The sequence below is a fragment of the Lacipirellula parvula genome (assembly GCF_009177095.1).
In the GTDB taxonomy this organism is placed as follows: Bacteria; Planctomycetota; Planctomycetia; order Pirellulales; family Lacipirellulaceae; genus Lacipirellula; species Lacipirellula parvula.
Map to the genome: position 1 here is coordinate 4,919,255 of NZ_AP021861.1, position 25,540 is coordinate 4,944,794.

General features: G+C 61.0%; 16 protein-coding genes. 9 read left to right on the top strand and 7 right to left on the bottom strand.

Going from position 1 to position 25,540, the window contains the following annotated elements; translation table 11 throughout:
* Nucleotides 1-30 precede the first annotated feature (30 nt).
* From PLANPX_RS19285 to PLANPX_RS19300, 4 genes are all read left to right on the top strand, one after another.
* Nucleotides 31-858, top strand: coding sequence for an alpha/beta hydrolase (locus PLANPX_RS19285; protein WP_172992189.1), 828 nt, complete (start codon nucleotides 31-33; stop codon nucleotides 856-858).
* Between the two features lie 184 nt (nucleotides 859-1,042).
* Complete coding sequence (locus PLANPX_RS19290; RefSeq protein WP_152100309.1) at nucleotides 1,043-1,417, top strand: RNA recognition motif domain-containing protein; 375 nt, start codon at nucleotides 1,043-1,045, stop codon at nucleotides 1,415-1,417.
* A 333-nt stretch (nucleotides 1,418-1,750) separates the two neighbouring features.
* Complete coding sequence (locus tag PLANPX_RS19295; protein ID WP_152100310.1) at nucleotides 1,751-3,004, top strand: hypothetical protein; 1,254 nt, start codon at nucleotides 1,751-1,753, stop codon at nucleotides 3,002-3,004.
* Between the two features lie 209 nt (nucleotides 3,005-3,213).
* Entirely contained in the window at nucleotides 3,214-5,700 is a 2,487-nt protein-coding gene (locus PLANPX_RS19300) for a glycoside hydrolase family 127 protein (RefSeq protein ID WP_152100311.1), read from the top strand.
* A gap of 28 nt (nucleotides 5,701-5,728) precedes the next feature.
* Here the strand turns inward: PLANPX_RS19300 and PLANPX_RS19305 are convergent, their stop codons facing one another.
* The 7 genes from PLANPX_RS19305 to ggt all read right to left on the bottom strand — a co-directional run bounded on the left by PLANPX_RS19305 (nucleotide 5,729) and on the right by ggt (nucleotide 14,666).
* Nucleotides 5,729-5,953, bottom strand: a complete 225-nt coding sequence (locus tag PLANPX_RS19305; protein WP_152100312.1) for a hypothetical protein — start codon at nucleotides 5,951-5,953, stop codon at nucleotides 5,729-5,731.
* A 275-nt stretch (nucleotides 5,954-6,228) separates the two neighbouring features.
* On the bottom strand, nucleotides 6,229-7,341 hold the full coding sequence (locus PLANPX_RS19310; protein WP_152100313.1) for a DUF1559 domain-containing protein: 1,113 nt from the start codon (nucleotides 7,339-7,341) through the stop codon (nucleotides 6,229-6,231).
* A gap of 494 nt (nucleotides 7,342-7,835) precedes the next feature.
* The gene (locus tag PLANPX_RS19315; protein ID WP_172992190.1) at nucleotides 7,836-8,438 is read right to left on the bottom strand and encodes a universal stress protein; all 603 of its coding nucleotides are present in this window, start codon (nucleotides 8,436-8,438) and stop codon (nucleotides 7,836-7,838) included.
* A gap of 110 nt (nucleotides 8,439-8,548) precedes the next feature.
* Nucleotides 8,549-9,526, bottom strand: coding sequence for a bestrophin family protein (locus tag PLANPX_RS19320; protein ID WP_152100315.1), 978 nt, complete (start codon nucleotides 9,524-9,526; stop codon nucleotides 8,549-8,551).
* A gap of 299 nt (nucleotides 9,527-9,825) precedes the next feature.
* Complete coding sequence (locus tag PLANPX_RS19325) at nucleotides 9,826-11,271, bottom strand: sigma-54-dependent transcriptional regulator (protein WP_198421767.1); 1,446 nt, start codon at nucleotides 11,269-11,271, stop codon at nucleotides 9,826-9,828.
* A 28-nt stretch (nucleotides 11,272-11,299) separates the two neighbouring features.
* Nucleotides 11,300-12,844 (bottom strand): sensor histidine kinase, encoded by a 1,545-nt coding sequence (locus PLANPX_RS19330; protein WP_152100316.1) that lies wholly within the window; start codon nucleotides 12,842-12,844, stop codon nucleotides 11,300-11,302.
* Between the two features lie 61 nt (nucleotides 12,845-12,905).
* Nucleotides 12,906-14,666: a gamma-glutamyltransferase gene (gene ggt / locus PLANPX_RS19335; protein ID WP_152100317.1), complete on the bottom strand. Its 1,761-nt coding sequence runs from the start codon at nucleotides 14,664-14,666 to the stop codon at nucleotides 12,906-12,908.
* 72 nt (nucleotides 14,667-14,738) lie between these two features.
* Between ggt and PLANPX_RS19340 the strand changes: the two genes are divergently transcribed.
* The 5 genes from PLANPX_RS19340 (at nucleotide 14,739) to PLANPX_RS19360 (ending at nucleotide 25,492) form a co-directional block, all read left to right on the top strand.
* The gene (locus PLANPX_RS19340; RefSeq protein WP_152100318.1) at nucleotides 14,739-15,389 is read left to right on the top strand and encodes a hypothetical protein; all 651 of its coding nucleotides are present in this window, start codon (nucleotides 14,739-14,741) and stop codon (nucleotides 15,387-15,389) included.
* Nucleotides 15,390-15,584: 195 nt separating this feature from the next.
* Nucleotides 15,585-18,587 carry an N-acetylmuramoyl-L-alanine amidase gene (locus PLANPX_RS19345; protein ID WP_172992191.1) on the top strand — a complete coding sequence of 1,001 codons (3,003 nt, stop codon included), beginning with the start codon at nucleotides 15,585-15,587 and terminating at the stop codon, nucleotides 18,585-18,587.
* A 184-nt stretch (nucleotides 18,588-18,771) separates the two neighbouring features.
* Nucleotides 18,772-21,672 carry an N-acetylmuramoyl-L-alanine amidase gene (locus PLANPX_RS19350; RefSeq protein WP_172992192.1) on the top strand — a complete coding sequence of 967 codons (2,901 nt, stop codon included), beginning with the start codon at nucleotides 18,772-18,774 and terminating at the stop codon, nucleotides 21,670-21,672.
* A gap of 971 nt (nucleotides 21,673-22,643) precedes the next feature.
* Entirely contained in the window at nucleotides 22,644-24,395 is a 1,752-nt protein-coding gene (locus PLANPX_RS19355; RefSeq protein WP_172992193.1) for a hypothetical protein, read from the top strand.
* Between the two features lie 95 nt (nucleotides 24,396-24,490).
* Complete coding sequence (locus PLANPX_RS19360) at nucleotides 24,491-25,492, top strand: PEP-CTERM sorting domain-containing protein (protein WP_152100322.1); 1,002 nt, start codon at nucleotides 24,491-24,493, stop codon at nucleotides 25,490-25,492.
* Nucleotides 25,493-25,540: the final 48 nt, after the last annotated feature.

Here is a 25,540-nt window from a genome sequence, read left to right on the forward strand (position 1 = left end):
TGGGGCGTTGGCGTCGCGGCAACGCTGCTGTTGGGAACGCTTGCCACCGCCTGGTTTCTGGGAGGAAGCCTCCTCGCCTCGGCCAATGCGATCGTTGGATCGCCTCCGGCTGAACTGCCGTTCGAAACGCTGCCCCTTACGACCGCACGGCAAACTCCGGTGGCGGCGTGGTACCTAGCGGCGCCCAACTCGACGGCGACTGTCATTCTGCTCCATCCAATCCGTGGCTCGCGGCTCACGATGCTTAGCCGAGCGAAACTGCTGTATCAGCATGGCTTCGACGTGTTGCTGATCGACATGCAAGCCCACGGCGAAACGCCGGGGGAAAAGATCACCCTCGGCTACCTCGAAAGCGCCGACGCAGTCGCCGCTGTGGCCTATGTTCGTAGTCGCATCCCCGGCCATCGAGTCGGCGTCGTCGGCCGATCGTTGGGAGGGGCGGCGGCGCTGCTTGCCTCTCCGCTGGGCATCGACGCCTTGGTGCTGGAATCCGTCTACCCGACCATTGAGGAAGCCATCTACGACCGGCTACGCATGCGGCTTGGGCCGTTCGCGGGCGTCGCGGCTCCGCTACTGCTCTGCCAAGTCGAACCGCGGTTGGGCATCGCCTGTTCGACGCTGCGTCCCATCGACCACATCGCGGCGGTCGGCTGTCCGGTGCTCATTATGTCGGGCACGAAAGACGAACATACGACCATCGCGGAGACGCGGCGGCTCTACCAAACGGCCGTAGAACCGAAGAGGTTGGTCGAATTTCCCGACGCCGCCCACGTTGACCTCTTCGCTGCCGATCCCGCGCTTTACGAAGAATCGGTTCTCCGTTTTTTACGTCGCTGGCTAGAAACTGGCCCAAATTAGGCACTGCTGGGCAACGGTCCGCCTCCTCGAAGGGACCTGTCAGAGTTGCAAGTGTGTCAAGAGCGAATCCCGAAATAGCCGCCATCTGCTATCTATCCAGGGTGGTAGCGGCCGTTATACTGTCGGTCTAGTCCGCGGCATGGTCCGAGGCACGGTTTTTCGTTTTTCTCAGGGAGTCCCAATCATGGGCAAGAAGTTATACGTAGGCAACTTGGCCTACGGTATCAGCGACAGCGATCTCGAGCAGCTCTTTTCGGCCTACGGCACCGTGCAGTCTGCTCAGGTGATCATGGACCGCGACACCGGTCGTTCAAAGGGTTTCGGTTTCGTTGAAATGGGTTCGGACCAAGATGCTCAAGCTGCGATCACCGGCCTCAACGGCATGGAATCGCAAGGTCGCGCGCTGACGGTCAATGAAGCCCGTCCGAAGGAACCCCGCAGCGGCGGCGGTGGCGGCGGCTACGGCGGTGGCGGCGGCTACGGCGGCGGCGGTGGCAAGCGCGGCGGCGGTGGCGGCGGCGGTTACGGCGGCGGCGGTGGCGGCGGTCGTCGTTACTAAGCGACGCCTGCTACTGAGCAGCCTACTGGATATCGCATCGGCCTCGGGCAGTGGCTGAAAGATTGAAAAACCAAAGAACCGCCTGCTGGTTTCCAGCGGGCGGTTTCTTTTTTTGCGCTGACGGTTTCACGTCGCCGGCTGCGTTGCAATAGCCCCGGGCTTCGCCCGGGGGTCGGCCTCCATACCAGTAGGCGTAGTCTCGCGTACTGCACCCCCGGGCGGAGCCCGGGGCTATAACTCGCGAGACAAAACGCTCGCAACGCCGGCCTACCTGATATAGGATCAAGGCATCAGACTTATCCCCTCTTCAGGCGTCGACCGCAGGCAGGCCGGATGCGACTCACCACGCGTGACTTGTTCGTCGCCATTACCTTCGCGGCCGTGATCGCTTGGTGCGCGAGCAAGGTCGGTTATGCCAGCCCGGAGTTTTGGCTCTCAGCCGCGGTCGCGTTCATGTTGGCTGCCGCGTTCGTTCGCTGGACCGCCGCGGAGCGAAGACAAACGGCGGCGATCTCCGTCGCGCTTCCCTTTATCGGCTTCTTCACGCTTTGCATCGGCGCCATCGCCACGCTCGTCGCCGCCGTTTTCTTGGTCGTCGCGGCGATTATGCTGGCATTCAGACCTCCGTCGTCGTTCAGCGCGCGAGTACGCATCGCGATGCTCTGCGTGTCTGTCACCTTCATTTACGCGTATATCTACGGAAACAGCAATGTGCGCCGCATTCTGGCAGCCCGCCAAGCATTTCCATTTCAATCGGTTGAAGACCGCTTGAGCTATGAAGTGCCGCGTGCCACTGCAAACACGCCGCCTCTCAGCGATGCTTCGATTCTCTCGACACTCAACGGCGACGAACAAGAATATGAAAGCAACGGCTGGCGGGCTCATCAACTGCGGCTCATCCATAGCGTGAAATATGAGCAGTTCATGCGTGCCGCAGGGTTCGGTCCGGTGCGGATGATCAGACCGCGTACGGAAACGCTCGTGCGCGTGCCCTTACGCGACATCGGATTCGACGACGCGGAGTTCACGGACGACGAATTCACCCCCAACTGGCGCGCCGGCGGAAGAGGCCTCGCCACCGGAGCGGTTCAGTCAGCGCACGAAGTGAGCCGCCGCGACTTTTTGGACGCCGAAGGATTTGGCTATGTTCAAACGCCTCGGACCGCGGTTGCGGGCTTCGTCGAGCATGCCTTCCACCAGAACCCGTTAGCTGGCGACAAGCTGTTGTCCAAGTGGCGATTGCAGCGGCTGGAGCTTGTCAGTCTCCTCAAGTTCGAAACGCCGCGCGTCTATGTGCTCGATCACCTGCCGCGAATGGATCAATTGAATTCCAACGACATCCCAACCCGGGCTTCGGACGAGTTCGAAAGCGACTCGCTCGCGAAGCTGCAAGCGAACGCCGACGTCATCGTTTCCCACGACGGCAATGAGTACCGGATGCTCGGTTCGCTGAGAGCCGCGAAGCAGTGTCTTGATTGCCACAACGTGCAACGCGGCGAGTTGCTGGGAGCGTTTTCTTATCGGCTGACGCTGGCGGATGAAAAGAGCGAGGAAGCGCCGCTAGCGGTTTCTGATACGCAGCCTTAAGGCTTTCCCTAGCCCCGGGGTCCACCCAGGGGTGAGCCTCGATACCAATAGGCGTCGTCTCGCGTACCGCAACCCCCGGGCGGAGCCCGGGGCTAGAAGGTGGGGCACTTCCTAAGCCTTCCGCTGACTAAGAGACTCAATTCGTTGGAGACTCGCTGAGGATAAAATACAGGGTGCAAACATCCTCAGTCCAGGCGGAAGCTCTCCTCATGGTTCGATCATATTTCTGTTTGGCGCTCGCTCTGCTCGCGGTTCCAGCGGCTGCCGCGGAGCGGACAGGTTACCCCGTGACGCCAGCTTCGTTTGAAGCGGTCACGCTCACCGACGAGTTCTGGCTGCCGAGATTGCAGACGCAGCGCAAGGTCCTCGTCCCTTACTCTTTCCAGCAAACGGAGCAGGCGCTCGGCGATCTAAAAGTCGCGGCCGCCATTCTGGCTGGCGACAAACCGGAAAAGCTGCCGGCCCCGGAACGATTCCGAACGTCCGACCTCTTCAAAGTGATGGAGGGAGCGGCTTACCTGCTGGCTGTCGAGCGCGACCCGGAGCTTGAGCGGCAGATGGATAAGATCGTCGAGGTAATTGCCGCAGCACAGGAGCCCGACGGTTACCTTCACCCGGCCCGCACGCTCTACCCCCATCTTCAAATCGACATGATGGGCGACGGCAAGTACGCCTACGAAGACCATAGTCACGAGCTCTATATTTGCGGCCACCTCTACGAAGCCGCCGTGGCTTACTTCCACGCGACGGGGAAGCGAGCGCTGCTCGATGTCGCGGAAAAAAATGCGCAGCACGTCGAGCGCGTCTTTTTCGCGGGCGACCCGGCTTATAACGACGGCAAGCCAGTAAACCAGGCGCCAGGGCATGAAGAAATCGAGCTGGCTTTGGTGCGGCTTGCGGAAGCAACGAAAAACCCTCGCTATCTAAAACTCGCCCAGCGGTTTCTGGACATCCGCGGCGTAACTCATCGGCCGGAAGGGGAGGGCGTCTTCTCACCGACGTACGCCCAGCAACATGCGCCGGTAACGAAACAGACGGAGCCGGTGGGGCATGCCGTGCGCGCGACCTACCTCTACGCCGGGATGGCCGACGTGGCGGCGATGCTTGGCGTTAACGCGTATGACGAGGCGCTCGACAAAATCTGGACGAACATCGTCGACACCCGCATGCACATCACCGGCGGATTGGGAGCGGTGCACGGCATCGAAGGCTTCGGTCCGGAATACGATCTCCCTAATGCCGATGCGTTCAACGAAACGTGCGCGGCCGTGGGCAACGTCTTCTTCAACTTCCGCATGTTTCTGCTCGAACGCGACGCGAAGTATCTCGATGTGGCCGAGGTTGCGCTCTACAACAACGTCCTCGCGGGGGTGAACTTCGCCGGCGACCGTTTCTTCTATGTCAACCCGCTCGCCGCGGACGGCGCACGGCCGTTCAACCATGGGCACGCCGGTCGCGCTCCGTGGTTCGGCACCGCTTGCTGCCCGACGAACCTCGCGCGCCTCATTCCGCAAGTACCGGGGATGATTTTCGCTAGCGACGACTCGGGGCTCTATCTCGGCCTCTACGCCGCAAGCCGCACGAAACTCTCACTTGCCGGCACGCCCACGGAGGTAGTCGAAACGACGAAGTATCCGTACGATGGCCGCGTCGAAGTCACGCTGCGGCCCGAGCGGCCGACGAAGTTCGCCGTGCGATTGCGCGTGCCAACATGGACGGCCGATCGTTTCGTTCCAGGAGAGCTGTACCACTACGCAAACTCAAACGAATCCGCCCCGCCGATAAGTGTCAAAGTGAACGGCGCGGAGGTGAAGTTTCAAACGACAAAGGGCTTTGCCATCGTCGAGCGCGAGTGGCAGGCCGACGACCGCATCGAGTTGCTGCTACCGATGCCGGTGCGTGCGAGTCGCTGTCGGAACGAAGTCGCCGCCGACCGCGGCCGCATTGCGGTGACGCGGGGGCCGCTCGTCTACTGCGCCGAGTCGCCTGACAACCAGGGGCACGTCTTTAATTACCTCGTCAGCGCTGAAAACGTCGCGGACAGCGCAAACGAGAAGTTCGTTTCGATCGCCGGCGCCGAAGTTCTTAGCCTTTCGGTTGATGCGATACGTTCCACCAAGGCGGAGTCGCTGGAAGCCGCGCGGCTCACGCTCATCCCTTACTTTGCGTGGGACAATCGCGGGACCGCCTCGATGGAGGTATGGATCCCCGCCAACGAGGCGACGCTTCGCGCGAACGAAATCAAGGTGAGCGACAACGCCGAGCAATTTAAGTCGGCCCACGCCAGTCACACGTTCGATCAAGATCGCGAAGCGGCGATTATCGACGGCCGACTGCCGAAGAATTCATTCGACACGACCATTCCCCGTTGGACGAGTTGGCCCGAGCGAGGCAAGCCGCAAACCGTGGAGCTTGAGCTAGCCAAGCCGACCGACATTCGCACCGTCGAAGTCTACTGGTACGACGACCGCGGCGGCGTTCAGGCGCCGGAGAGTTGGATGATGGAGACCTACGCCGACGGGCAGTGGGCGCCGTTTGCTCTCTACAACACCGATGCCTATGGCGTGGCAACCGATCAGTTCAACGTCGTTCATCCTGCCGCGCCGCTTACAGCGGAGCGGCTGCGGCTGAACATCCAGCCACGGCCCGATGCGGCGGCGGGAATCTTGGAAGTGGTCGTCACGCCGGAGAACTGATCCGTAGCGCTGCCGCCCGCGATACGAATCACTTCGCGAGCGGAAATTCAAATCGATTCTCACCGTCTACCGTCACCTTGGCGCTTAGCTCGCTGGCGTCGGTCGTCGCATATTTCGGAGGCAAAACATTCTTGGGAGGGATATTTGGCGCTGACTGCTCCGGCGTCGCTTGCAGTTTAGTAATAGCGACTTTGTAGTCGCCAGGCGGAAGACCTAGCTTCGCGGTCTTTCCCATGTCGAGATTGATTTTCATCTCAAACGTTCCGTCGGGCCGAGTTATTGTCTGAGCACCGGAAATACCTGCGTCAGGCGACGTTGGCGTAAATTGTACGATCGCTCCATCGACGGGAGCGCCGGCGAGCGTGACCACGCCGGTGACAGGATACGTCTCGGGGCCAGCGGATTTTGCACCGCACCCAATCGTAGGGAGTGTGATCAGCAACAGTGACAGTAGCGTCCAGACGGCGTCTCGCATCGCTTCTCCCAAGCCGCTTGGCTTCCCGTTGATACGTCCGTTCGGCGTACAGATCAGAACGATTCTGTAACGTTTTCGCTATCAGAACGAGCGCCGAGCCGTTGGTAATTCGTATAGTCGATCGATTCGCTCAGAAAATGAGTCGACCCGTCGCAGAACACGAAGTTCGCCCCGCCGGCATGACGCGACTTGAACCCGTGAGCAGTGCTGAAGTCCTTATCCCACCGACGGCAAATCTCCGTCCTGCCCACGATCTCTGGATCAGTTTCGAAGTTGATCGGCCCGGTCGTCGCAAACCACATTCCCTCTGAGAGCGTCCAACCGTGAACCCAGTTGAAACCCGACGTCGATGGGCGAATCTCGCCCATCATGATCGTATTGGAAGTTCCATCTTCGATTTCTCGAATTGACGCCGCCCAGGCACTGCGGCCGAAGACGCCGCTGATCGTCGCGGGGTCCGGACAGTCTCCACGCGGATTGCCTGTTTGACCGCAAGCATTGGGAAGAGAGGTGGTGTTGAACCAATCGTCGCCGGGATAGATAGGGCTCATTCCGTAGACGCTTCCCGAGTAACCGACAAGGGTCTTAATATTGCACCCTTGCCACCCCATCAACTGAGCTCCCATCGAACCGCAGTAATTTGTGGTTGCGACGGGGCCCGGGCGATTATCAGCAAGGTAGAGCCAATCGTTCTCAAGGCCCGTGCCTCGATCAGGCAAAACGACGCCTGTCTTGTCATCGCTCGGGCAAGTAAGAATTGCGAGCGGCAGTTGCCTCAGAGGCACTCCCTGCACCAATTGATCTCCCGGAACGTTCGCCGCCTTGGGGCTCAAGTCGATTTGACCGTACAAGCCAGTTGCTTCTACGTACGGCGTCACCATCACGAGATGGGATGCCAAATCACGCCGGCCGGCCGTGCCGTTCTTATTCCACACGTATTGTTCGTTCTGAGCAAACCGCTTTTTCGCCGACTCATGGTTCAACATCCCCAAGCCCAACTGCTTGAGGTTGTTCGTGCACTGGCTTCGCCGCGCCGCTTCACGCGCGGCCTGGACCGCGGGGAGCAGGAGTGCGACGAGCACGCCGATAATGGCGATGACGACGAGTAGTTCAACGAGCGTGAACGCCCGCGACCGCTGCTTCTCGCGTCCAACGCGTGAAATCAACGCAACACTAGCGGATGAACAATACGGAAACGCGACCATCGCTTGCACTCCAACTGAGGGGTGATTTGCAAACCGAGGCCGCTTGCATCACTGCAAGCGATGATTCGAAGAGAGTTGAGCGATCATTCGCTCGTATGAACAGACGCCGAGAAGACGCTCTTCATTATAACGAAACCATTGCTATCGCCAAAGGTTTCGCATTGTCGATCCGTCGCGAAACAATTCCTTTTAGTACGCTATTAATCGAGAAGCGCTATCGTGCGAGCCCTGCATTGCGAGCAAATGCGGTCACCCACCTTGCGATATCAGACAGAGGTCGCGCCTGCCGCCCCAATCTGGCATGGACAGTTCGCCGTATTCAAGCTGCTCCACAGTGCAGATGCAGCGAAAGATGCTCTGGCCGCGGGCGGTTCCGTCTAATCCGGAATTTTGCCGAATCTTGGAATATTCAATGTAAGAGGAGGGCAAGCAGTTGCACATGCTCACGCAACTGCCTACGACGCGGCCGCCTCAACGGAGCGGCGTTCGACCGACGCCTGCCCCGAGGGGTAGGCCACCAATACCCGGCATGGCGCCGTTTGGATGACACGGAGCGTGACGCCGCGGCTGAGGCGCCACGGACGGGGGCGATCGCTGGCGCCGAGCACAATGACGTCGATTTCTTGCTCCAGAGCGTAGGCGGCAATCTCCGCCGCGACTTCTCCCGACCGCCAAGCGAATGACGCCTGCAGTTTGCCGCTCCAGGCGTCGGGAATCATCCGCTTCATTTGGCGGATGGCGGAGCCTTCGAGCCGGCGAAGTTGCAATTCCTGATCTTCGTGTGAAGCGGCCGGTCCCGCCGGCGTCCGCAGCACGGAGTGGAGAAGGCCGATCGCGTCGAGCCCTGTTCGTTCGGGGACGACCAGCGGCGTCCTCGGCGAAACATGCAGGAATGTTACGTCGGCGCCCCACTGAGTCGCCAGTTCGATGGCCGTCAATCGCGACCGATGCGAGTCATCGTCGAAATTGACCGGCGCCAAAACCTTGAGCGGCCTCGGTCTGCTGGCTTCGTCACTCCCGGCAGAATTCCAGTCGACGATCTCGTGCGAGCGGGGCATAGAAACGCTTCCTAGGAGCAGCCTCGACTCGTCAGGCATCGTCGATGGGCGCGGCAAAAACCAATGGAGAGGAGCGGCCAGTCGTTTAGCCGCTCCTCTCTTCTAAACTTCTAGCGACCGGCGGAAGCCAATTGGTGACCGACCCCCTGGCTGTCGGCATCGAACTTACGGCGGCCGTTCTTCATCGAGACGACCGCGTCGGCAGCGTCCTCTTCTGACGATCCGTCGTCGGCATGCTCCAGCGCCATCACGTTGCGCTGGATCTTGTCGCCAATATCTCCCAGCGGGAGATGGCTCAGGCGACGCACCGAGAATGGATTCTCAAGCTCAATGCCGATCTGGTCGAGCGACAGTAACGGGAATGCGACCAACATCGTAAGAAACGGAGTCAGCATCCCGGACTTGTCGACGATCGCCAGCGGCAACATCGCGAGATACAAGAAAATGAAGTGGCGGACCTTGATCGACATCACTTTCGCCAGCGGCGTGGCAAGAATCCGTTCGCAGGCGCCAATGTGGTCAATCAACTGCGCCCGTTGGTCGTCGGCGCGCATGAAGGCAAAGCCGTCCATCGCTTCGCTCTTGCGGGCGGACTGCAACATCTGCGCAACCTGGAGCGAGCAGTAGAGGGGAGCGTGATCCGCCCGCTCCAGCTGTTCGATCTCTTCCGGGGTCATCAGATCGTCGATATCCGAGAAGTCAGTTTCGCCGCGCAACGTGTGGCGCGCCAGATGAGGGAACACGGCGGTCCAGCGGAGGAACCGATTACGCCAGGCCGCATCGTCGGGCCCGTAGGCGATGCCGACGACGCCAAGGTTCCGCGATTGATTGACGATGCCGCCCCACAACTTGCGACCTTCGTACCAACGGTCGTAGCCGGAGTTGGTGCGCAACACGAGCACGAGCGCCAGAATGGCGCCAATGATTTCGTACGGCGCGACGCCAAGCCCGGTCCGGACATGGGTGTAAGTGGCTACCCACCACACGAGGGCGCCATACAACCCGAAGACCGCCACTCGCTTCAGAATGAACGGCGTGACCGAGCCGCTGAGAGCTACGACCTCACGCCAAAAATCTCTCCGCTCCATATATCTATCCGCCCGTTGCCTGGTTCAGTTTTGTTGAGCCCGACCAGCTGCATCATGAAGCGACGCTGAGCGGGCCGGGGTGGGTTTAGAACGCAACGCAGCAATCGTGCCGATTTGCGAAGGGCTAGCGGCGCCCGCAAAACCTGCGATCTAGGCTTCGCAAATTGCCGAAAAGCCTCGGATGCCTGGGGATCCGCCGCTGTGAACCGCAGCGTGTGAGCATTCAGATCGCCAGAATCTGTACATCGCTTCGAGGGCCTGTACAGATTCTGGTCGCGCCTCGGGGGCGCGGAATCAGCTCAATCGCGGGCCGTTTCAGGACGCGAAGGTACGCTTCCGCCAATTTCGAGCTCACTGAGCCGGTTGCGGAGCGTCGTCCGCGAGATGCCCAGCACCTGGGCCGCCTGCACCTGATTGCCGTCGACGTGGGCCAGCACTTGGTCAAGCAAAATGCGGTCGACCGCGCTGTGGATGTCGCGGTAGAGATTGCGATCGGTCCGCGCGAGTTGGTCTCGCACCATCGAGGCGATTGCGGCGACGCCGTCGGCGGGGCCGGCAGTCGACCCCGTTTCGTCATGGTCGCCGCGCACGATCGGCGGCAGCGAACCGGAAGTGATCGCATCGCCGACGGCATGGAGTAGGGCGTACTTCACGACCGCCTGCAATTCGCGAACGTTGCCGTACCAGCGGTACATCTCCAGCCGCCGCATCGCTTCGGGCGAGACGACGCGGACTTGCCTTCCCAGTTCGCGGTTAAAGATAGAGACGAAATGGGAGACGAGCGGTTCAAGATCTTCCAGCCGTTCGCGTAGCGGAGGAACGTCGATGACGAACCCGCGGAGCCGGTAGTAGAGGTCTTCGCGGAACGTTCCTTCGGCGACCATCGCCTCGAGGTTGCGATTAGTGGCGGCGATAATGCGAACGTTGGCGCGGAGCGTTTCGTTGCTGCCGACGCGCTGAAAGCTGCCGTCCTGCAGCAGACGCAGAACCTTCGCCTGCATGACGCCCGACATGTCGCCGATCTCGTCGAGAAACAGCGTGCCGCCGTCGACTTGCTCGAACTTGCCGATGCGGAGGCGATCGGCCCCGGTGAACGAGCCCTTCTCGTGGCCAAACAGCTCGCTTTCGAGAATCGTCTCGGAGATGGCGGCGCAGTTGATCGCGAGAAACGGGCCGGCCGCGCGGGCGCTGTGCGCGCAAATTGCCTCGGCGATCAGTTCCTTGCCGCAGCCGCTTTCGCCTTGAATGAGTACGGTGATGTCTTGCTGCGCAACGCGGCCGATCGCTTTGAAGACTTCTTGGATGGCGGGGGAGTGGCCGACGATCCGCTGCTGCGAACGGGGCTCCTCGTTGGCGAGAATCGTCGATTCATCATTCGTGCGACTGATCTCGAGCGCACGTTCCACATGCTCGCGGAGCTTGTCGAGTTCGATCGGCTTGAGCAGATACTCGTACGCCCCGCGTTTCATCGCCTCGACGGCGGTTTCCATGCTCGAATACGCCGTGATGATGATCACGGGGATGCGGGGATCGATGGCATGGATCTCAGTGAAAACGTCGAGCCCCGAGGCGTCGGGGAGACGAACATCGAGGATGACCGCATGGGGCTGCTCGGAGCGAACGAGTTCGATCCCCTGAGCGGCCGTGCCTGCATTGAGCACTTCAAGCGAGTCGTGCCGAAGCGCTTTGGTCATCGAGTAGAGAAGGTTCGGCTCGTCGTCGATGATGAGAAGTTTCTGAATCATGGGGCCTCTGCAGCGTCTCCGGTCGCACTCACGATTTTACATTCTCATTCGGCAGCGGAAGCTCGATCACCAAGACCGCGCCGCTATAGTCGCCGCGACCGAGGGCCAGTTCGCCGCCGTGCGAGCGGACAATTCGTTGGCTGACGGCAAGCCCCAATCCCATGCCGGTCTCTTTCGTGCTGTAGAAGGGCTCGAAAATCCTGGTCGCTTCGCGGGGGCCGATGCCAGCTCCGTCGTCAGCGACCTTGATACGACAGGCGGGGCGTGTGCCGTCGGCGGTCGACTCGATGGTAATCCAAATGTTGCCCCCGTTCGGCGCTGCGTGGATCGCGTTGATCAACAGATTGAGCACCACCTGTCGAATCCGCGTCGCGTCGATCTCAAGCATCACCGGCTCCGCCGGCAGGTTGCAATGGAGCGATACGTCGCGTGCATCGGCCTGCCGATGAACGAAGTCGACGGTGCTTTCGACGATACCGCGGACGTCGACGATCGCCCGCTGAAGCGGCGTCGGACGGGCGAAGTCGAGAAACTCGGTCAGTAACTGCTCCAGTCGGCGGATCTCATCGTCGAGAATCTGCAGGTCGCGGCCGTCGAGACGCCCCGCGTCTTGCTGCTGTCGAGCCGTTTGGACTAGCATCTTCATCGCCATGAGCGGATTGCGAATCTCGTGCGCCAGGCCGGCCGCAAGTTGGCCGAGACTCGCCAGCTGATCGGCGCGAACGATCTCGCGATGCCGGGCATGGAGTTGCTCGACGACTTCAGTCACTTCCGTGGAGACGCGTTGCAGGGCAGGGCCGAGGTCGTCGAGGTCCAGCTTGGTGGAAACGACGACGTCGCCAGCCACTTCGCTTAGTTTGCCCGCGACGTTCTGCATGGGGATGCGGAGTTCGACGAGCGATTTGTGGATCGTTCGTGCGATGGCGTAGCCGGCGGCAAGCGCGGCTAGGGAACCGAAGACGCCTAAGAACAGCAGCATCCGAGCGAGCTTCTGCGATTGATTCGCCGCCTCCTGACGATTGGCTTCGAGAAGGGCTTCGTCGGCGCTCAGATACTCGCGAGCCGGGGGCAACACGTGCTCGGCGAGAATTGCTTCAGCCTGTTCCGCGAGCGCAATTTTTTCATCGTCCAGGCTCGGCGTCTTCGCCAACAGGTCCATATGCCGATAGAACATCCCGAGCCCGTCGTGGACCTGCAGAATCAACTGCTCTTCCTTGCGTGTGTGGGCCGCGGCTTCGGCACGGTGGAGCCAGACATCAATGTCGGCACGTTCCGTCTTGAAGGCTTTCAGGTCGGTGAACTTGGTTTGTTCAAGTTCCGTCAGATTGTTTCGCCAGAGGTACAGGTCGAGTTGGTGGCGGAGCTCCTGAATGTGAAGTTCCAATTCCACCGCAGCGCGAATGCTCGCGACGTTCTGCGAAAGTATTTCCTCCGAGCGATTCTGCAGTTGCTTCACATGCCACGCACCATAGCTTGCTAGGACCAATAGCAACAAGCTGACGACGATGATCAGAACGTTGATCCGATCAGCGGTGCGAATTCGTTGGCCAAGTTTGTATGTGAAGGGGTTCATCAGCAATCCTCCACACTAGGTCAACGAATAGTCCGCAGCGCTGCTCAACTTCGGCAGAACGCTAATTCTTCCGCTTCCCGGCTGCTGCCTTACCAGGTACGCGCGGATCGTGGACGCCGATGAACTGCCCCTTCTCGTCAATCTCGATCGCCTGCGCGACAGCGCCGGAATCGATCAGATCAATTTTGTGTCCGCGCTTCTCAAGCTCTTTGACGATCTCGTCGGGCATCTTCTTTTCGACCGTCAGCACATCGGGCATCCACTGCTGGTGGATACGCGGCGAGCCGACGGCATCGGCGAGCGACTGGTCGAAATCGAGCCGCCGTAAAATCGCCAGCAGCACGGAGGTAATGATCTTCGGCCCGCCCGCGGCGCCGACGGTCATCACCGGCTTGCCGTCTTTGAGCACAATCGTCGGAGTCATGCTCGAGAGAGGCCGCTTGCCCGGAGCCACCGCGTTGTTCTCCGCGCCGATCAACCCGAAAGCATTCGGTTTACCCGGCTGCGCGGAGAAATCATCCATCTCGTTATTCAGCACGATGCCCGTGCCGGGAACGATCACCTTCGAGCCGAAGGTGGTGTTCACGGTCGCCGTGATCGCCACCCAATTGCCATCGCTGTCAGCGGCAGTGATGTGCGTGGTGTGCTTCTTGCCGAAGACGTCTTCAGCCGCGGCGGGCGGCTCGCCGTGGCTCGGAACCGCCGTGGCTTTCTTCGGGTCAATCCGCTCGGCCAGCGCGACGGCATACCCCTTGTCGATCAGCCCGCGCGGCACGCCGACTTCATCGGGGTCGCCCAACCAGTAGGCGCGGTCGGCGAACGCGAGTTTCATCGCCTCGGCGATCAGATGAATCGCTTGGGCTGGGTTGTCCTTGTATTCCTTCTTCAGATCGAACGTTTCCAGCATGTTCAGCATCTGGGCGACGTGCACGCCCCCCGAACTCGGCGGCGGAAAACCGACGATTGTCCAGTCGCGGTAGGTCGTCTTGAGCGGCTCGCGTTCGACTGGCTGATAACTAGCGAAGTCAGCTGCAGTGATAATCCCGCCGTTGTCGGTCATCCACCGGGCCACTTTTTCCGCATATGGGCCACGATAGAACCAATCGGTTCCTCCCTCGGCCATCGCTCGGTAGGAGCGAGCGAGATCTGGCTGCTTGAGGACGTCTCCTTCTTCGTAGGCGCCGCCATCGGCTTGCAGCAACGCTCCACGGCTGCCGGCGAACTTGTCGAGCGTTTTGGCCGAGGCGCTGAGCTTGCCGGCGTAGATTCGATCAATCGGGAATCCGTCTTCCGCAATCTTCGCGGCAGGCAGCAGTAATTCTTTGATCGGCAACTTGCCATATTTCGACACGGCTAAATCGTAAGCAGCGAAGGCTCCCGGAATGCCAATCGCGAGCGGCCCCGTCTGGCTTAGTTCAGGCACTGCCTCGCCATCGCGGAGGAACATGTCGCGCGTGGCAGCGGCTGGCGCCTCTTCACGACCGTCGATGGCGACGAGCGTGCCGTCCGCCAGATGGATCAAGATGAAGCAGCCGCCGCCGAGGCCCGAGTTATGGTTATCGACGACGCCCAGAGTCACGGCAGTGGCAACTGCGGCGTCGATGGCGTTCCCGCCGGCCTCGAACGCCGCCACTCCCGCTTCGGTCGCCAGCGGCTGCACCGAAGCGACCATGCAAACCGCCGTCTTTTCCGAGGCGGCCGCTGATGCGGCAGCCTTCTTCTCCTTCGGCGGAGCAGCCGACTGCGCACAACCGCAGACGAGCAGCAGGGAGGGAAGAATCAAGGCGATCCGCACAAGAGGCGACGTGGCTGCGAGTTTCATCACGGTTTAGAATGATCCTGGGGGCGACGAAGACAGGTGCTGGATTGTAGGCGATACGAGCCAAGGCTGAAAATGACGCGAATCATCCTAACGTGCGGATTGCTGATGCTCTGGTCGCCTGGCCTCGCGCCGCTACAAGCGGCGCAACCCGCAAAACCGGGCGACGACGTCGTGGCAGCAGCACGAGAGATTCCCGACGGCGGGACCTACGTTTGGGCCGGCGAAAGCGGCGTTCCGCACGACATTCGCCACGACGGCGCGCTGATTCTCAAAGCCCAAAAGAAAGGGACGTTCTGCAGCGGCTTTACCTTCACGGTCGCTATGGAGGCCGCCCGCGACCGCGGATTACTCCGCGGAAAGAGCGCCGACGCCGTACGACAATTCCAACAGGAGTGGTATGGCTCGAGCGAAGAAGCGGCTGAACGCCAGTGCGCTCTGGCTGTCGAGCGGCTGGGCATCGGCCACGAAGTGAAGTCGCTGGACGAAGTCCAGCCGGGCGATTTCGTCCAAATTTGGCGGACGAACAAGACAGGCCACAGCGTGCTCTTTCTGGAATGGGTGCGCGAAGGGGGCGAAGCGGTGGGCATCAAGTACCGCAGTTCGCAGAAGTCGACCGACGGCGTCGGCGACCGCGTCGAGTACTTCGCCGACGCCCAAGGGCACGACGGCAAGGTCGATCGCCGGCGGATCTACATCGCCCGTCTCGACCCGAAGCTCGAGTAGCCGACGGGCGAGTTGCACTTCACCGCAGCGGGCTGAAAATGCGCATGTCGCCCAAAAGGCTGCGCAGAAGCGAGCAATTACTCGCGTTCTTTTGTTTCGAAAATGGCCGCGGCGATTACAATGCGCAGTGGGTCGTTGCGCAGCCGTGCGGCGATCCCTTCTCGTTTCGGAACAGACAGAGGAAGGCACGACGGCATGGCTCGTTCGTTTAATCTATTGAGTTTTGCTGCGCGCGGTCATCGTCGGAAACCGCCGACAACGGCCGCCAACCACAGCTTTCGCTTCGAAGCGCTTGAGCCGCGAATCGCTCTTGCCGCGGACGGTCTCGTGCCGGTCGGTTACCAACCAACAGGGCCGCTGACGGGCAAGATCGTCTACACGTCGGGCGGCCACGGCATCGAGTACGAGGGCGGGTCGACCAACAACGGCTGGCTCTCCGACCGGCCAGACTACAACGAGATCGTTGAAGACTTCGGCAATCAGGACCAACTCACCTATTTTGCCGACTACCTGCTCCGCGCTGGAGCGACGGTTGTGCCGATGCGACCGGTGGGGCATCAACTAAACGAAGTGGTGCTTGATAACGACTTGCCTGCGGTGACCTACACCGGGACGTGGTCGAATAGCAGCAGTACTAGGTACTACGACGAAGACTATGGTGCAACGGCCGATACGGTTCCGTACCGTTATGCGAGCACCGCCGTCGGCGCTGAAACCGCCGTCGCTACCTATACCCCGAACATCCCCGAAGAGGGTTTCTATCCGGTTTACACGTGGGTTCTCGCGGGAACGGATCGGACGTCGCAACTCTATAAAATCAATCATACGGGCGGGCAAACGCAGATCCGCGTCGACCACAGCAAAGTTGGCAGCGGCTGGGTCTATTTGGGAACATACCACTTCGATGCAGGCAGTTCCGCCAGCATGGGCTCGGTCCAAATCAGCAACGAGGGTGCGGCCGGGAAGGTCGTCATCGCTGACGCCATTCGATTCGGCAACGGCATGGGCGACCTCCGCGAGGGCGCCGGCGGGTTCGGAACAGGAACCGTTTCGGGCTACCCGCGCGAGGACGAAAGCTCGTATTTTTGGCTCTACCGCAGCATGGGCATGGGGATCACTCCCTCGTCAGTGTTAGGAACGGGCAATGTCTCGGCGCCATCAAACATGGCGCAGTACATGAACCAGAACTCCAACCCGTTCGGAACCAGCGTTTACATCAGCTTCCATTCCAACGGCACGACGGGCGATCCGGCGACGGCGACCGCCCGCGGCGCCATGGGGCTCTACGATTCCAGCGCCGCGACCCCGCACCAGACTGACTTGGCGCTCTTCACCGGCCGACAAATTAACCAGGATCTGCAGGCGCTCAACGGCGTCTTCGAAAACAACTGGAGCAATCGAACCACCCACTCTAGTTCGGGCGACTTCGGCGAGATCGATCTCGGCCTCTCCGCCGAGATGGACGCCACCATCATTGAGGTTGGCTTCCACGACAACACGTTGGACTCGCAGATGCTCCGCGACCAGAAGGTTCGCGATCAAATCGGCCGCTCCACGTACGAAGCCGTTCTCGAATACTTCGACGCCTGGGGGGGATTGAATGCTCCCACCACGGTGGCCTCGGCGCCGAAGATTGCGTCCGCCGTTAGCAACTCGGCGGGCGAGGTGACGCTCACTTGGTCTGCCGGGCCCTCTGGAGGAGTATATGGCGCAGCGGCCACAGGCTACCGCATTTACGCCTCGGTCGATGGCTACGGCTTCGATGGCGGCACGCTCGTTTCAGGCGCCGGCACGACGACCGCAACGCTGGCCGGGTACGATCCGACCATTCCGTACTTCTTTAAGATTGTCGCCGTCAACGCCGGCGGCGAATCAAAGGCATCAGAAGTCCTGAACGTTCTGCCCAGCGGCGGGCCAAAGCAAATTCTCGTGGTCAGTGGTTTCGATCGTTTCGATCGCACGCAGAACGCCCGCTACCCGTACTACTCGCCGGCCGGAAACTTGGTCGATCGCGTTTGGGCCCGTTACAACAATAGCTTCGACTACACCGTGCAAGTCGCCGAAGCGATTCAAGCCTCGACGAGCGGCGTGCACGTCGCGAGCGCTAGCAACGAAGCGATCATCAGCGGCGCCGTCAATTTGGCCGACTACGACGCCGTGATTTGGATTCTCGGCAACGAGTCAACGACGAACCGCACGTTCGATGCGACCGAGCAAACAAAGGTTGAAGCGTTCATCGCCGGCGGCGGGCATCTGTTCGTCACTGGCAGCGAAATCGGCTGGGATCTCGATCAAGCCAACAACGGCCGTAGCTTCTTTGAAGGAACGTTGAAGTCGAACTACGTCGCCGACGATGCGAACACGTACAACGTCGTCGCTCCCGTTGGTGGGATATTCGCCGGTCTGACCTTCTCGTTCGACAATGGCGCGCAGTACTACAACGTGAGCTACCCTGATGTGATCGCGCCGCAAGCCGGAGCGATTTCCGCGCTGACGTACAGCGGCGGAACCGGCGGCAGTGCAGGGGTCCAGGTCGCTGGAACCGGCGGTCGCGGCAACATTGTCGTCTTCGGCTTTCCGTTTGAAACGATCACCACCACCGCTAACCGCGCCGCGGTGATGGACCGCGTGCTCGACTTCTTCGGCGTGGGCGCCGTCGTGCCGCCGACGCCCACGGGAGATTTCAACGGCGACGGCATCGTCGATGGGGCCGACTTCCTTGCGTGGCAGCGCGGCTTCGGCGCCGCCGCTCCGACGCTGGCCGAAGGCGACGCCGACCAGAACGGCGTCGTCGATGGCGCAGACCTGGAAACCTGGAAGACCCAGTATGGGAACGTCGCGGCCCCTCCGGCCGAGTCGTTCGCCATGAGCGGTGCTCAAGCGGCGCTGATGGCGGAGACTGACGTTGAAGAGCAAGCGGCTGCAGCGTCCGCCATCCCGACGTCCCTGGGGTGGCTTAGTCAACGGCCTTCGACGGTCGAAGTCGCGGTCGCAGAAGTCCCGCTCGCACTGATGAAGAGCCATCATGCGAAGGAAGTCCCCGCGCTGCAGCAAGTCGGCGAGGCGAAGGAGTCCGTCACGCCGCGACGCGCCCGAGGTTTCGAACCAGCGCGTTCCGCTGGCGCAACCGGCGCGAATGCCGTCGACCTCGCTTTCGAGGATCGATCATTGGACGGTGATTGGTCGCTGTTTCGCTAACGCTGACATTGGTCGAGTTACAGGGAATCTCGCGAATCCCTCACACCGTGCCGTCGCCGCGGAATCACGCCTGAGTTGAAAAGGAAGCCACATGGGCTGGAACTGGGTCTCCAATCGCAACGCACGGAAACGCCGGGATTTCTTGACAAGCGCAACGCACGGTCGTCGATCGCGATTGTTGGCAATGGAACCGCTTGAGTGCCGTATTGCCCTCGCAGCAGATGGGCTAGTCGACGTCGGCGTGCAACCAGACGGCGGCCTTGAGGGCAAAATCGTCTACCTCAACGCAGGCCACGGCAATCAGGCGGCCAACACAACCAACGGCGCCTGGTCTTGGCAACGACCGCGGTTGCTCAACATGATTGAGGATCTCGGCAATCAGGATCAAATGTCGTTCCTGGCCGACTACCTGTTCCGCGCCGGCGCGACGGTCGTCCCCATGCGCCCCATTGGATACCAGCCGAACGAAGTCGTGCTCGACAACGTCGACGTCGGCGTCACGTTCTCGGGCGCTTGGTCGAACAGCAACTCGACGATTTATTTCGGCGAGGCAGGCGAGACGCCCTACAAATACGCTTCGACTTCGGCGACCGAGACCGCCGTCGCCACCTATCGGCCGACCATCACCGTCGCCGGCTACTACCCCGTCTATGCCTGGACCCGCTCCGGCTCCGATCGAGCGGCCGACCAGCTTTACCGCGTGAACCATTCAGGCGGCAGCACCGAGGTCACGGTTAACCACCGGATGGTCGGCAACGGCATGATCTATCTCGGCACCTACTACTTCGAAGCGGGGACGGCCGGCTCGGTTGAAATCAGCAATCGTTCGAGCGAGTCAGGCCGCGTCGTCATCGCCGATATGATTCGCTTCGGCAACGGCATGGGCGACACCGACCAAGGCGCCGGCGTCTCGGGACGCAGTCGCGAGGACGAACTCTCGCTCTACTGGATCAAGTGGCAAGTCGACCATTCGCAGGGCGTGCCCCTCAGTTCCTACCGATCGTCAAGCACGAACGTCGACGGCGAGGCCAACGTCGGCGCCAGCCCCCGTTACGCGGCGTATATGAACCGCGAGCAGGAAGGGACGCTCGCCGACCGTTTGTTGATCAGCTACCACAGCAATGCCGGCGGCGGTCGCGGCGTCACCGTGCTCCACAATACTGCGTCGGGGGGAGCCACGCCCAATCAACTCCAACTCGCGCAGATCTTGGGCACTGAAATCAACGGCGACCTGGTCGCGCAAAACGGTCAATTCGAGCACGCCTGGTACAACCGCGGCTCCGACATTACCTATCAAGCTGATTTCAACTACGGCGAGTTAAACGACGGCTGGATTAACGGCGAGTTCGACGCCACGATCATCGAAATCGCGTTCCACGACAACCAACTCGATGCCGAGTTGCTGCGCGACGCGCGCGTCCGCGACGCCGCCGCGAAGGCCAGCTACCACGGGATCGTGAAGTATTTCCGCTCTGTGGACGGCAATTCGACGCCGCTCACGATGTTGCCGGGGAAAGTCACTCAAGTTCGCACCGAAGGAACGGTCGCCGGCTCCGTGAAAATCACCTGGACGCCGCCAGCGTCCAACTCCTACAACGGTGACGCGCCGACAGGTTATCGAATTTATGGCTCCACCAACTGCTACGGCTTCGACGGCGGAACCTACGTCGTTGGCGGGGCGACGACCAGCTTTGTGATGACGGGACTCGATGCGGCTGCCGGCCCTTACTACTTCAAGGTCGTCGCGGTCAACGCGGGGGGCGAAGGAGCCGGGTCTGAAGTCGTCGCCGCGACGCCGGTTGCCTCCGCCAAGAAAGTGCTCATCGTCAACGGATTCGACCGCCTCGATCGCAACATGAACCCGATCCAGACAGCAGCGGGCGGTCCGGTCGAACGAGTCCGCCCTCTACAAAGCAATTCGTACGACTACGCGGTGCAGCTTGCCTCCGCGATCAGAGCGAATGCTCCGAATCTGCAAATCGACGCCACGTCGAATGAGTACGTTTCCTCAGGCGCAATCAATCTCTCCGACTACGAAGCCGTCTTTTGGATTCTCGGTGAGGAATCTACGACCACGCGCACGTTCGACGCCCTTGAGCAGACGAAAGTCTCCGCCTACCTCTCAAGCGGCGGCATGCTGTTCTTATCCGGCTCAGAGATCGGTTGGGATCTGGAAGCGCAAGGCGGCGGCGCTTCGTTCTACAACAACGTCTTGAAAGCCGACTACGTCGCCGACGATGCAGCCACCTATAGCGTCACTGGCGCGGCTGGTTCGATTTTCGCGGGTCTCTCGGCGACCTTCGACAACGGCGCGCAAACCTACAACGTCGACTACCCCGATCGTATCGCGCCGCTCGGCGGCGCTGCCGCGGCGCTCAACTACGCGACGGGCGGCGCGGCTGCCATTCAATACACCGATGGCGCCTCCGGCTCGCAAATCGTGATGCTGGCGTTCCCCTTCGAAACCATCACCTCCCCAGCCATGCGTAACTCGGTGATGCAACGGGTAGTTGATTATTTCAACCTGCTCGCCCCGCCGACGCCCGTCGCCGACTTCAACAGCGACGGGATGGTCGACGGAGTCGACTTCCTGGCCTGGCAACGCGGCTTCGGCAAAACTGACGCCGCCATGCAGGATGGCGATGCCGATTTCGACGGCACCGTTGGAGGGAGCGATCTGGATGTTTGGAAAGCTCAATTCGGGGGCAGCCCGCCATCGCCCCTGGTCGCTTCCGTTGCTGCGATCAGTGCAGAAGAGGGAGACGCTCTCTCGCCAGTGCCGGAATCTTCTCAAATGCCTGCCCATCAATCCGCTAGCCTCGATGGTCTCGCGGGTATTCCCAGTTTGAGGACAGCCAGCGAATCTCCACGGCGTCGGACGGCTTCGCAAGACGCCCGTTGGTCGGAAGCTTCCGGATCCTCCAAATCGATGCTAACTGACGCTGCCGTAACAACGCTGGAAGGCCGCAAGAAGCCTTTGCCCGAGATAGAACTCGCCTCCGGAAACGCGGTCGATAATGCAGCCCGTACAGCGATCTTTGAAAAATTGGGGGGCAGCCCGCTTGAGTCGGCGCTCGCGCGATAGGGCCTCGCTGGTGGGCCGCTTCGTGAATGCGCATGCGGACGAACTCGATTCGCATTTTCAGGGGGAAAACTGACAGCGCCTGCGCAAAGTAGTGAAAAAACTGCGCACCAAAGTTTCGTCTTTTTGCGGGCTGAAGTTATGATGAGACCCGTAGGCGGCTTGTTGGATCTTGCGGGGGCAGTGATCCGACAACGCGGCCGCACCAGCGGCTTCCTCAGCGATGAGGAAGCCGCCGGCGGCTTGCCGCCCCCTTTTCGACGTGCCTGCTGTGGCGGCCGGCGCGGCGGTCGAATGTGCAGTAGACAATTCGGTTCGTCGTGTTCGCCGTATCTCATATACGCCAAATCAGTCTGCAGTAGCATCGCGCATTGTCGACCTCAGCCCGTCTCGCTACGGCGCCATGAGTCGACTCGTCTCTATGACCTTTCCACAATTCTCTGCAATGAGCCAGCTCATGCCCTCGCCGCGCCGGGTTGATGGAAACGGGTGCGTTGCGAATGGGAGACGGCGTGCGGAGAACAATGGTGGTTTGCCACAGTCACAAGAGCTTCGCGGGGCGCACTCACACGCCTCGAAGCTGACAATTTGGAAAGCTATGCGATCGCCGTTTGCCTGCGAGGGCCGGCCCGCGATTTCCTACGAATCAACTCACATTTTCACAAGTCTGGAAAGTAGGGCGTCGTCGCCGAGTATCAGCGACGTGCGCGTTGTAGAAAGCTCCGTTAGCAATTAGTTTGAATAGATAGCGCGTGATCCGCACAACGAGAATTTACCGTGAAATTTGCGCAATCCTTCGTTGAAGAAATGCCGCAACGAACTGTGAAGAGCTACTACTTCGAACTCGTATTCGCATCGTAAGCCAAGCAGCGATTACAGAACGACGTCTGAGATTCAATCAACCGAAACGTGGTCCTCTGGAATTTGTCGAGCGTAAGGCCAATCCCGTCGGATCGGAGAAGTTTAAGGAGACTATGATGAAGCACCGCATCAAGTTGGTAGCCGCCGCCGTCGCGGCCTCGGGAGTGGCCGCGATCGCATCGCCGGCATTTGCCGTTTCGTACGCCTCGAACGTGACGAAGACCGGGACAACGGTCAACTTCATCCTGAATTCGCCGGCTGACATTCTCAGCTACAGCATCAATGGCGGGGCCCCGATCACGCTCGACGGCACCACCAAGGGCGCCAAGACGTTTAATCTTACCTCGGCCTCCGATACGTTTTCGATCATCGCCGATCGGACCGACGCGACCGGCTACACTAAGCTGACCGGCAACACGGTCGCCGGCGGCGGTAACGCACTCTTCACCGCCTCGCCGGAAGCGGGCCTCACGACGATTAGCGACGACACGAGCGTCCTCAATCGGTTCTCGAATCCTCGCGGCGTTAGCATCAGCAACAACCCGAACGCCCCGAACTTCGGGACGGTCTACATTGCCAGTAGCGCCGGCACCGTGACGCCGGGCACGCAAACGATCGCCGCCAGCGGCGTCTACCCGGCGCGGACGGTCACCGGCAGCGGTCTTTACGCACTCCGCTCGGACGGCTCCGATGCCTACGGCCAAGGCGACGCCGCCAAGAATCCGATGGTCGACGGCTTCCCGGCTTGGGTCGATTCGAGCAACAACAGCCCATTCCGCAACTACGTCGCTGCCGACGGCACTGTCTACGTCAGCGATTTCTCGGACGCCAACGGCAGCATTATCGCGGTTCAGCCTGACATGAATAGCGCGGCCGCAGTCCTCGCCGGCTTCGGCGGCCCGACGACGCTGCCCGTAGGTCAAAACCACGGCAGCACTCAAGCCGTCTATGTCGAAGGTTCGACTGCTGCTGGCAATTTGAAGGTCTACACTCTCGACGAAGACCTCACGAGCGCGCAGTTCGGCGGAGCGTCGACGACCGATCAAAACAGCATCTGGGAATACAACATCGGCTCCGGCCCGCTCTCGTCGACCGTGACTCCCACGCGGATCACCGACGCCGGGATTCCGCTTGCCACGAGCGACATGCAACGTGGCGCCGACGGCAAGTGGTACGTCATGCAAACTCGCAACGGCGCCCTTAACTCGCCGACGTTGTATGTCGTTTCAGCTGACGGTTCGACCGTTTTGTTCAACTCGCTGGACGCCACCCGGACGCTCACTGCCAATCCGACGGCCGATCGCGACATCTTGCAATATTGCAATGGCGTTGCCATCTCGCCCGACCAAAAGTGGATGGCAATGATCCTCAATATTGGCGACGTCGCCGTGATCCCGCTGATCGACGGCATTCCGGACCTCGCCAACAAAGCGGTCGTCAGCACCACCCCGGACATCATCTCGGGCCGCGACATCGCCTTCGACGCTGCCGGCAATATCCACTACCTCAGCAGCGGACAGGCGCTCTACCGCGTCCTCGCGCCCGGCGGTCACTCGATTGCCACGACGACCTGGAACGGCACTTCGTACGCCTTCAACGTGCAAAACATCACGACGCCCGTTGGTCTGCCTGGCGACTTCAACAGCGATAGCAAGGTCGACGGCGCCGACTTCCTCCTGTGGCAGCGCGGCGGCTCGCCGACCCCGCTGAGCCAAGCCGACCTCGATACTTGGAAGGCCAACTTCGGCACGTCGGCCGCGACGGTAGCGGCCTCCGCAGTGCCGGAACCTGCCAGCTTCGTCAGCGGTTTGACCGCGGCTGCCTTCGGCATGCTGGCGCTCCGTCGCCGGCAAGCCAAGAAGTAACGGCTAAGACTGGCATCGATTGTTTGGAGAGTAGCGGCGGCAACTTGTTTTCAACGTACTTCGTGCGTAGCAACTTTTGAGAAAGGACATGTCTAATGACTCTGAGGAATTTGGCGTTAGCCGGTGCGCTCTGCGCCCTGGCCGGCGCGTCCGCGCAAGCGGCGACGCTGTATAGCGAAAATTTCGACGTCAATGTGACGCCCAACTGGACCGTCAACAGCAACGGCGCGGGAACGAACGCGGCTAACTTCTTCTACGACTACAGCGCCATGGGAATTCCCTCGGCGCCGAACTCGGGCGGAAGCACCGTGGGCATGAAGCTGCAGGCCAACATCAGCGGGACAGGCCCGGCCAGCGGGATCATCCCGGGAATTAGCGCATCGCCGACGGGGCAATCGTTCTCCGGCGATTACAAGTTGCAGTTTGATTGGTGGCAAAACTGGATCGGCGGGACTACGGGCGGCATCGGTAACACCGCTGGCGGTTCGGGTTCGACTCAGCTGTCAACCTATGGCATCATGTCGTCGGGCACGGTTTCCAACTATGCCGGCGCCGCCGACAGCGTCTTCTTCGGCGCGACGGGCGACGGAGCTTCCGCCGCGGACTTCCGTGCTTACTCTCCGGCGAAGACGACTGGTTACATCGTTGGCGACGCCGCGGCCACCTACGCTGCCGCCAGCACGAACAGCAGCGCCGCCCTCTACCAAACGCTCTTCCCAGCCGGCGCCACGGTGCCGGCCGCTCAGAACACCGCTTTCCCGACGACGCAGTTCGGAACTTCGGTGGCGGGAGCCGCTGGTTTCCGTTGGCACAACGTCGTCATCGAGAAAGTCGGCGCCATCGTCACCTGGACGATCGACGGCACGCTCGTGGCAACCGTCAACACCACGGGAATCACAACCGGCGGGAATAACATCCTGTTCGGCATGGCCGACACGAGCCTCGGCGCCGGCACCCCGGCGGCGACGTTCGCCGCGGTTGACTTCACGTTGATCGACAACGTGCGGGTCACCAACAACGTTCCGGAACCGGCTTCCCTCGCGTTGGTCGGTCTCGCAGGTTTGGGCTTGGCTGCCGCTCGTCGGCGTCGCGCCTAATCGGCAGCCGTAGACGTAGCTCACGGGAGTCTCCTCCAAACTCGCGAG

What these genes read in the sequence shown, in the direction of transcription:
- PLANPX_RS19290 (WP_152100309.1), top strand. Translation starts at nt 1,043, where the DNA reads ATGGGCAAGAAGTTATACGTAGGCAACTTGGCCTACGGTATCAGCGAC.
- PLANPX_RS19295 (WP_152100310.1), top strand. Translation starts at nt 1,751, where the DNA reads ATGCGACTCACCACGCGTGACTTGTTCGTCGCCATTACCTTCGCGGCC.
- PLANPX_RS19300 (WP_152100311.1), top strand. Translation starts at nt 3,214, where the DNA reads ATGGTTCGATCATATTTCTGTTTGGCGCTCGCTCTGCTCGCGGTTCCA.
- PLANPX_RS19305 (WP_152100312.1), bottom strand. Translation starts at nt 5,953, where the DNA reads ATGAAAATCAATCTCGACATGGGAAAGACCGCGAAGCTAGGTCTTCCG.
- PLANPX_RS19315 (WP_172992190.1), bottom strand. Translation starts at nt 8,438, where the DNA reads ATGCCCCGCTCGCACGAGATCGTCGACTGGAATTCTGCCGGGAGTGAC.
- PLANPX_RS19320 (WP_152100315.1), bottom strand. Translation starts at nt 9,526, where the DNA reads ATGGAGCGGAGAGATTTTTGGCGTGAGGTCGTAGCTCTCAGCGGCTCG.
- PLANPX_RS19325 (WP_198421767.1), bottom strand. Translation starts at nt 11,271, where the DNA reads ATGATTCAGAAACTTCTCATCATCGACGACGAGCCGAACCTTCTCTAC.
- PLANPX_RS19330 (WP_152100316.1), bottom strand. Translation starts at nt 12,844, where the DNA reads ATGAACCCCTTCACATACAAACTTGGCCAACGAATTCGCACCGCTGAT.
- ggt (WP_152100317.1), bottom strand. Translation starts at nt 14,666, where the DNA reads ATGAAACTCGCAGCCACGTCGCCTCTTGTGCGGATCGCCTTGATTCTT.
- PLANPX_RS19340 (WP_152100318.1), top strand. Translation starts at nt 14,739, where the DNA reads ATGACGCGAATCATCCTAACGTGCGGATTGCTGATGCTCTGGTCGCCT.
- PLANPX_RS19345 (WP_172992191.1), top strand. Translation starts at nt 15,585, where the DNA reads ATGGCTCGTTCGTTTAATCTATTGAGTTTTGCTGCGCGCGGTCATCGT.
- PLANPX_RS19350 (WP_172992192.1), top strand. Translation starts at nt 18,772, where the DNA reads ATGGAACCGCTTGAGTGCCGTATTGCCCTCGCAGCAGATGGGCTAGTC.
- PLANPX_RS19355 (WP_172992193.1), top strand. Translation starts at nt 22,644, where the DNA reads ATGATGAAGCACCGCATCAAGTTGGTAGCCGCCGCCGTCGCGGCCTCG.
- PLANPX_RS19360 (WP_152100322.1), top strand. Translation starts at nt 24,491, where the DNA reads ATGACTCTGAGGAATTTGGCGTTAGCCGGTGCGCTCTGCGCCCTGGCC.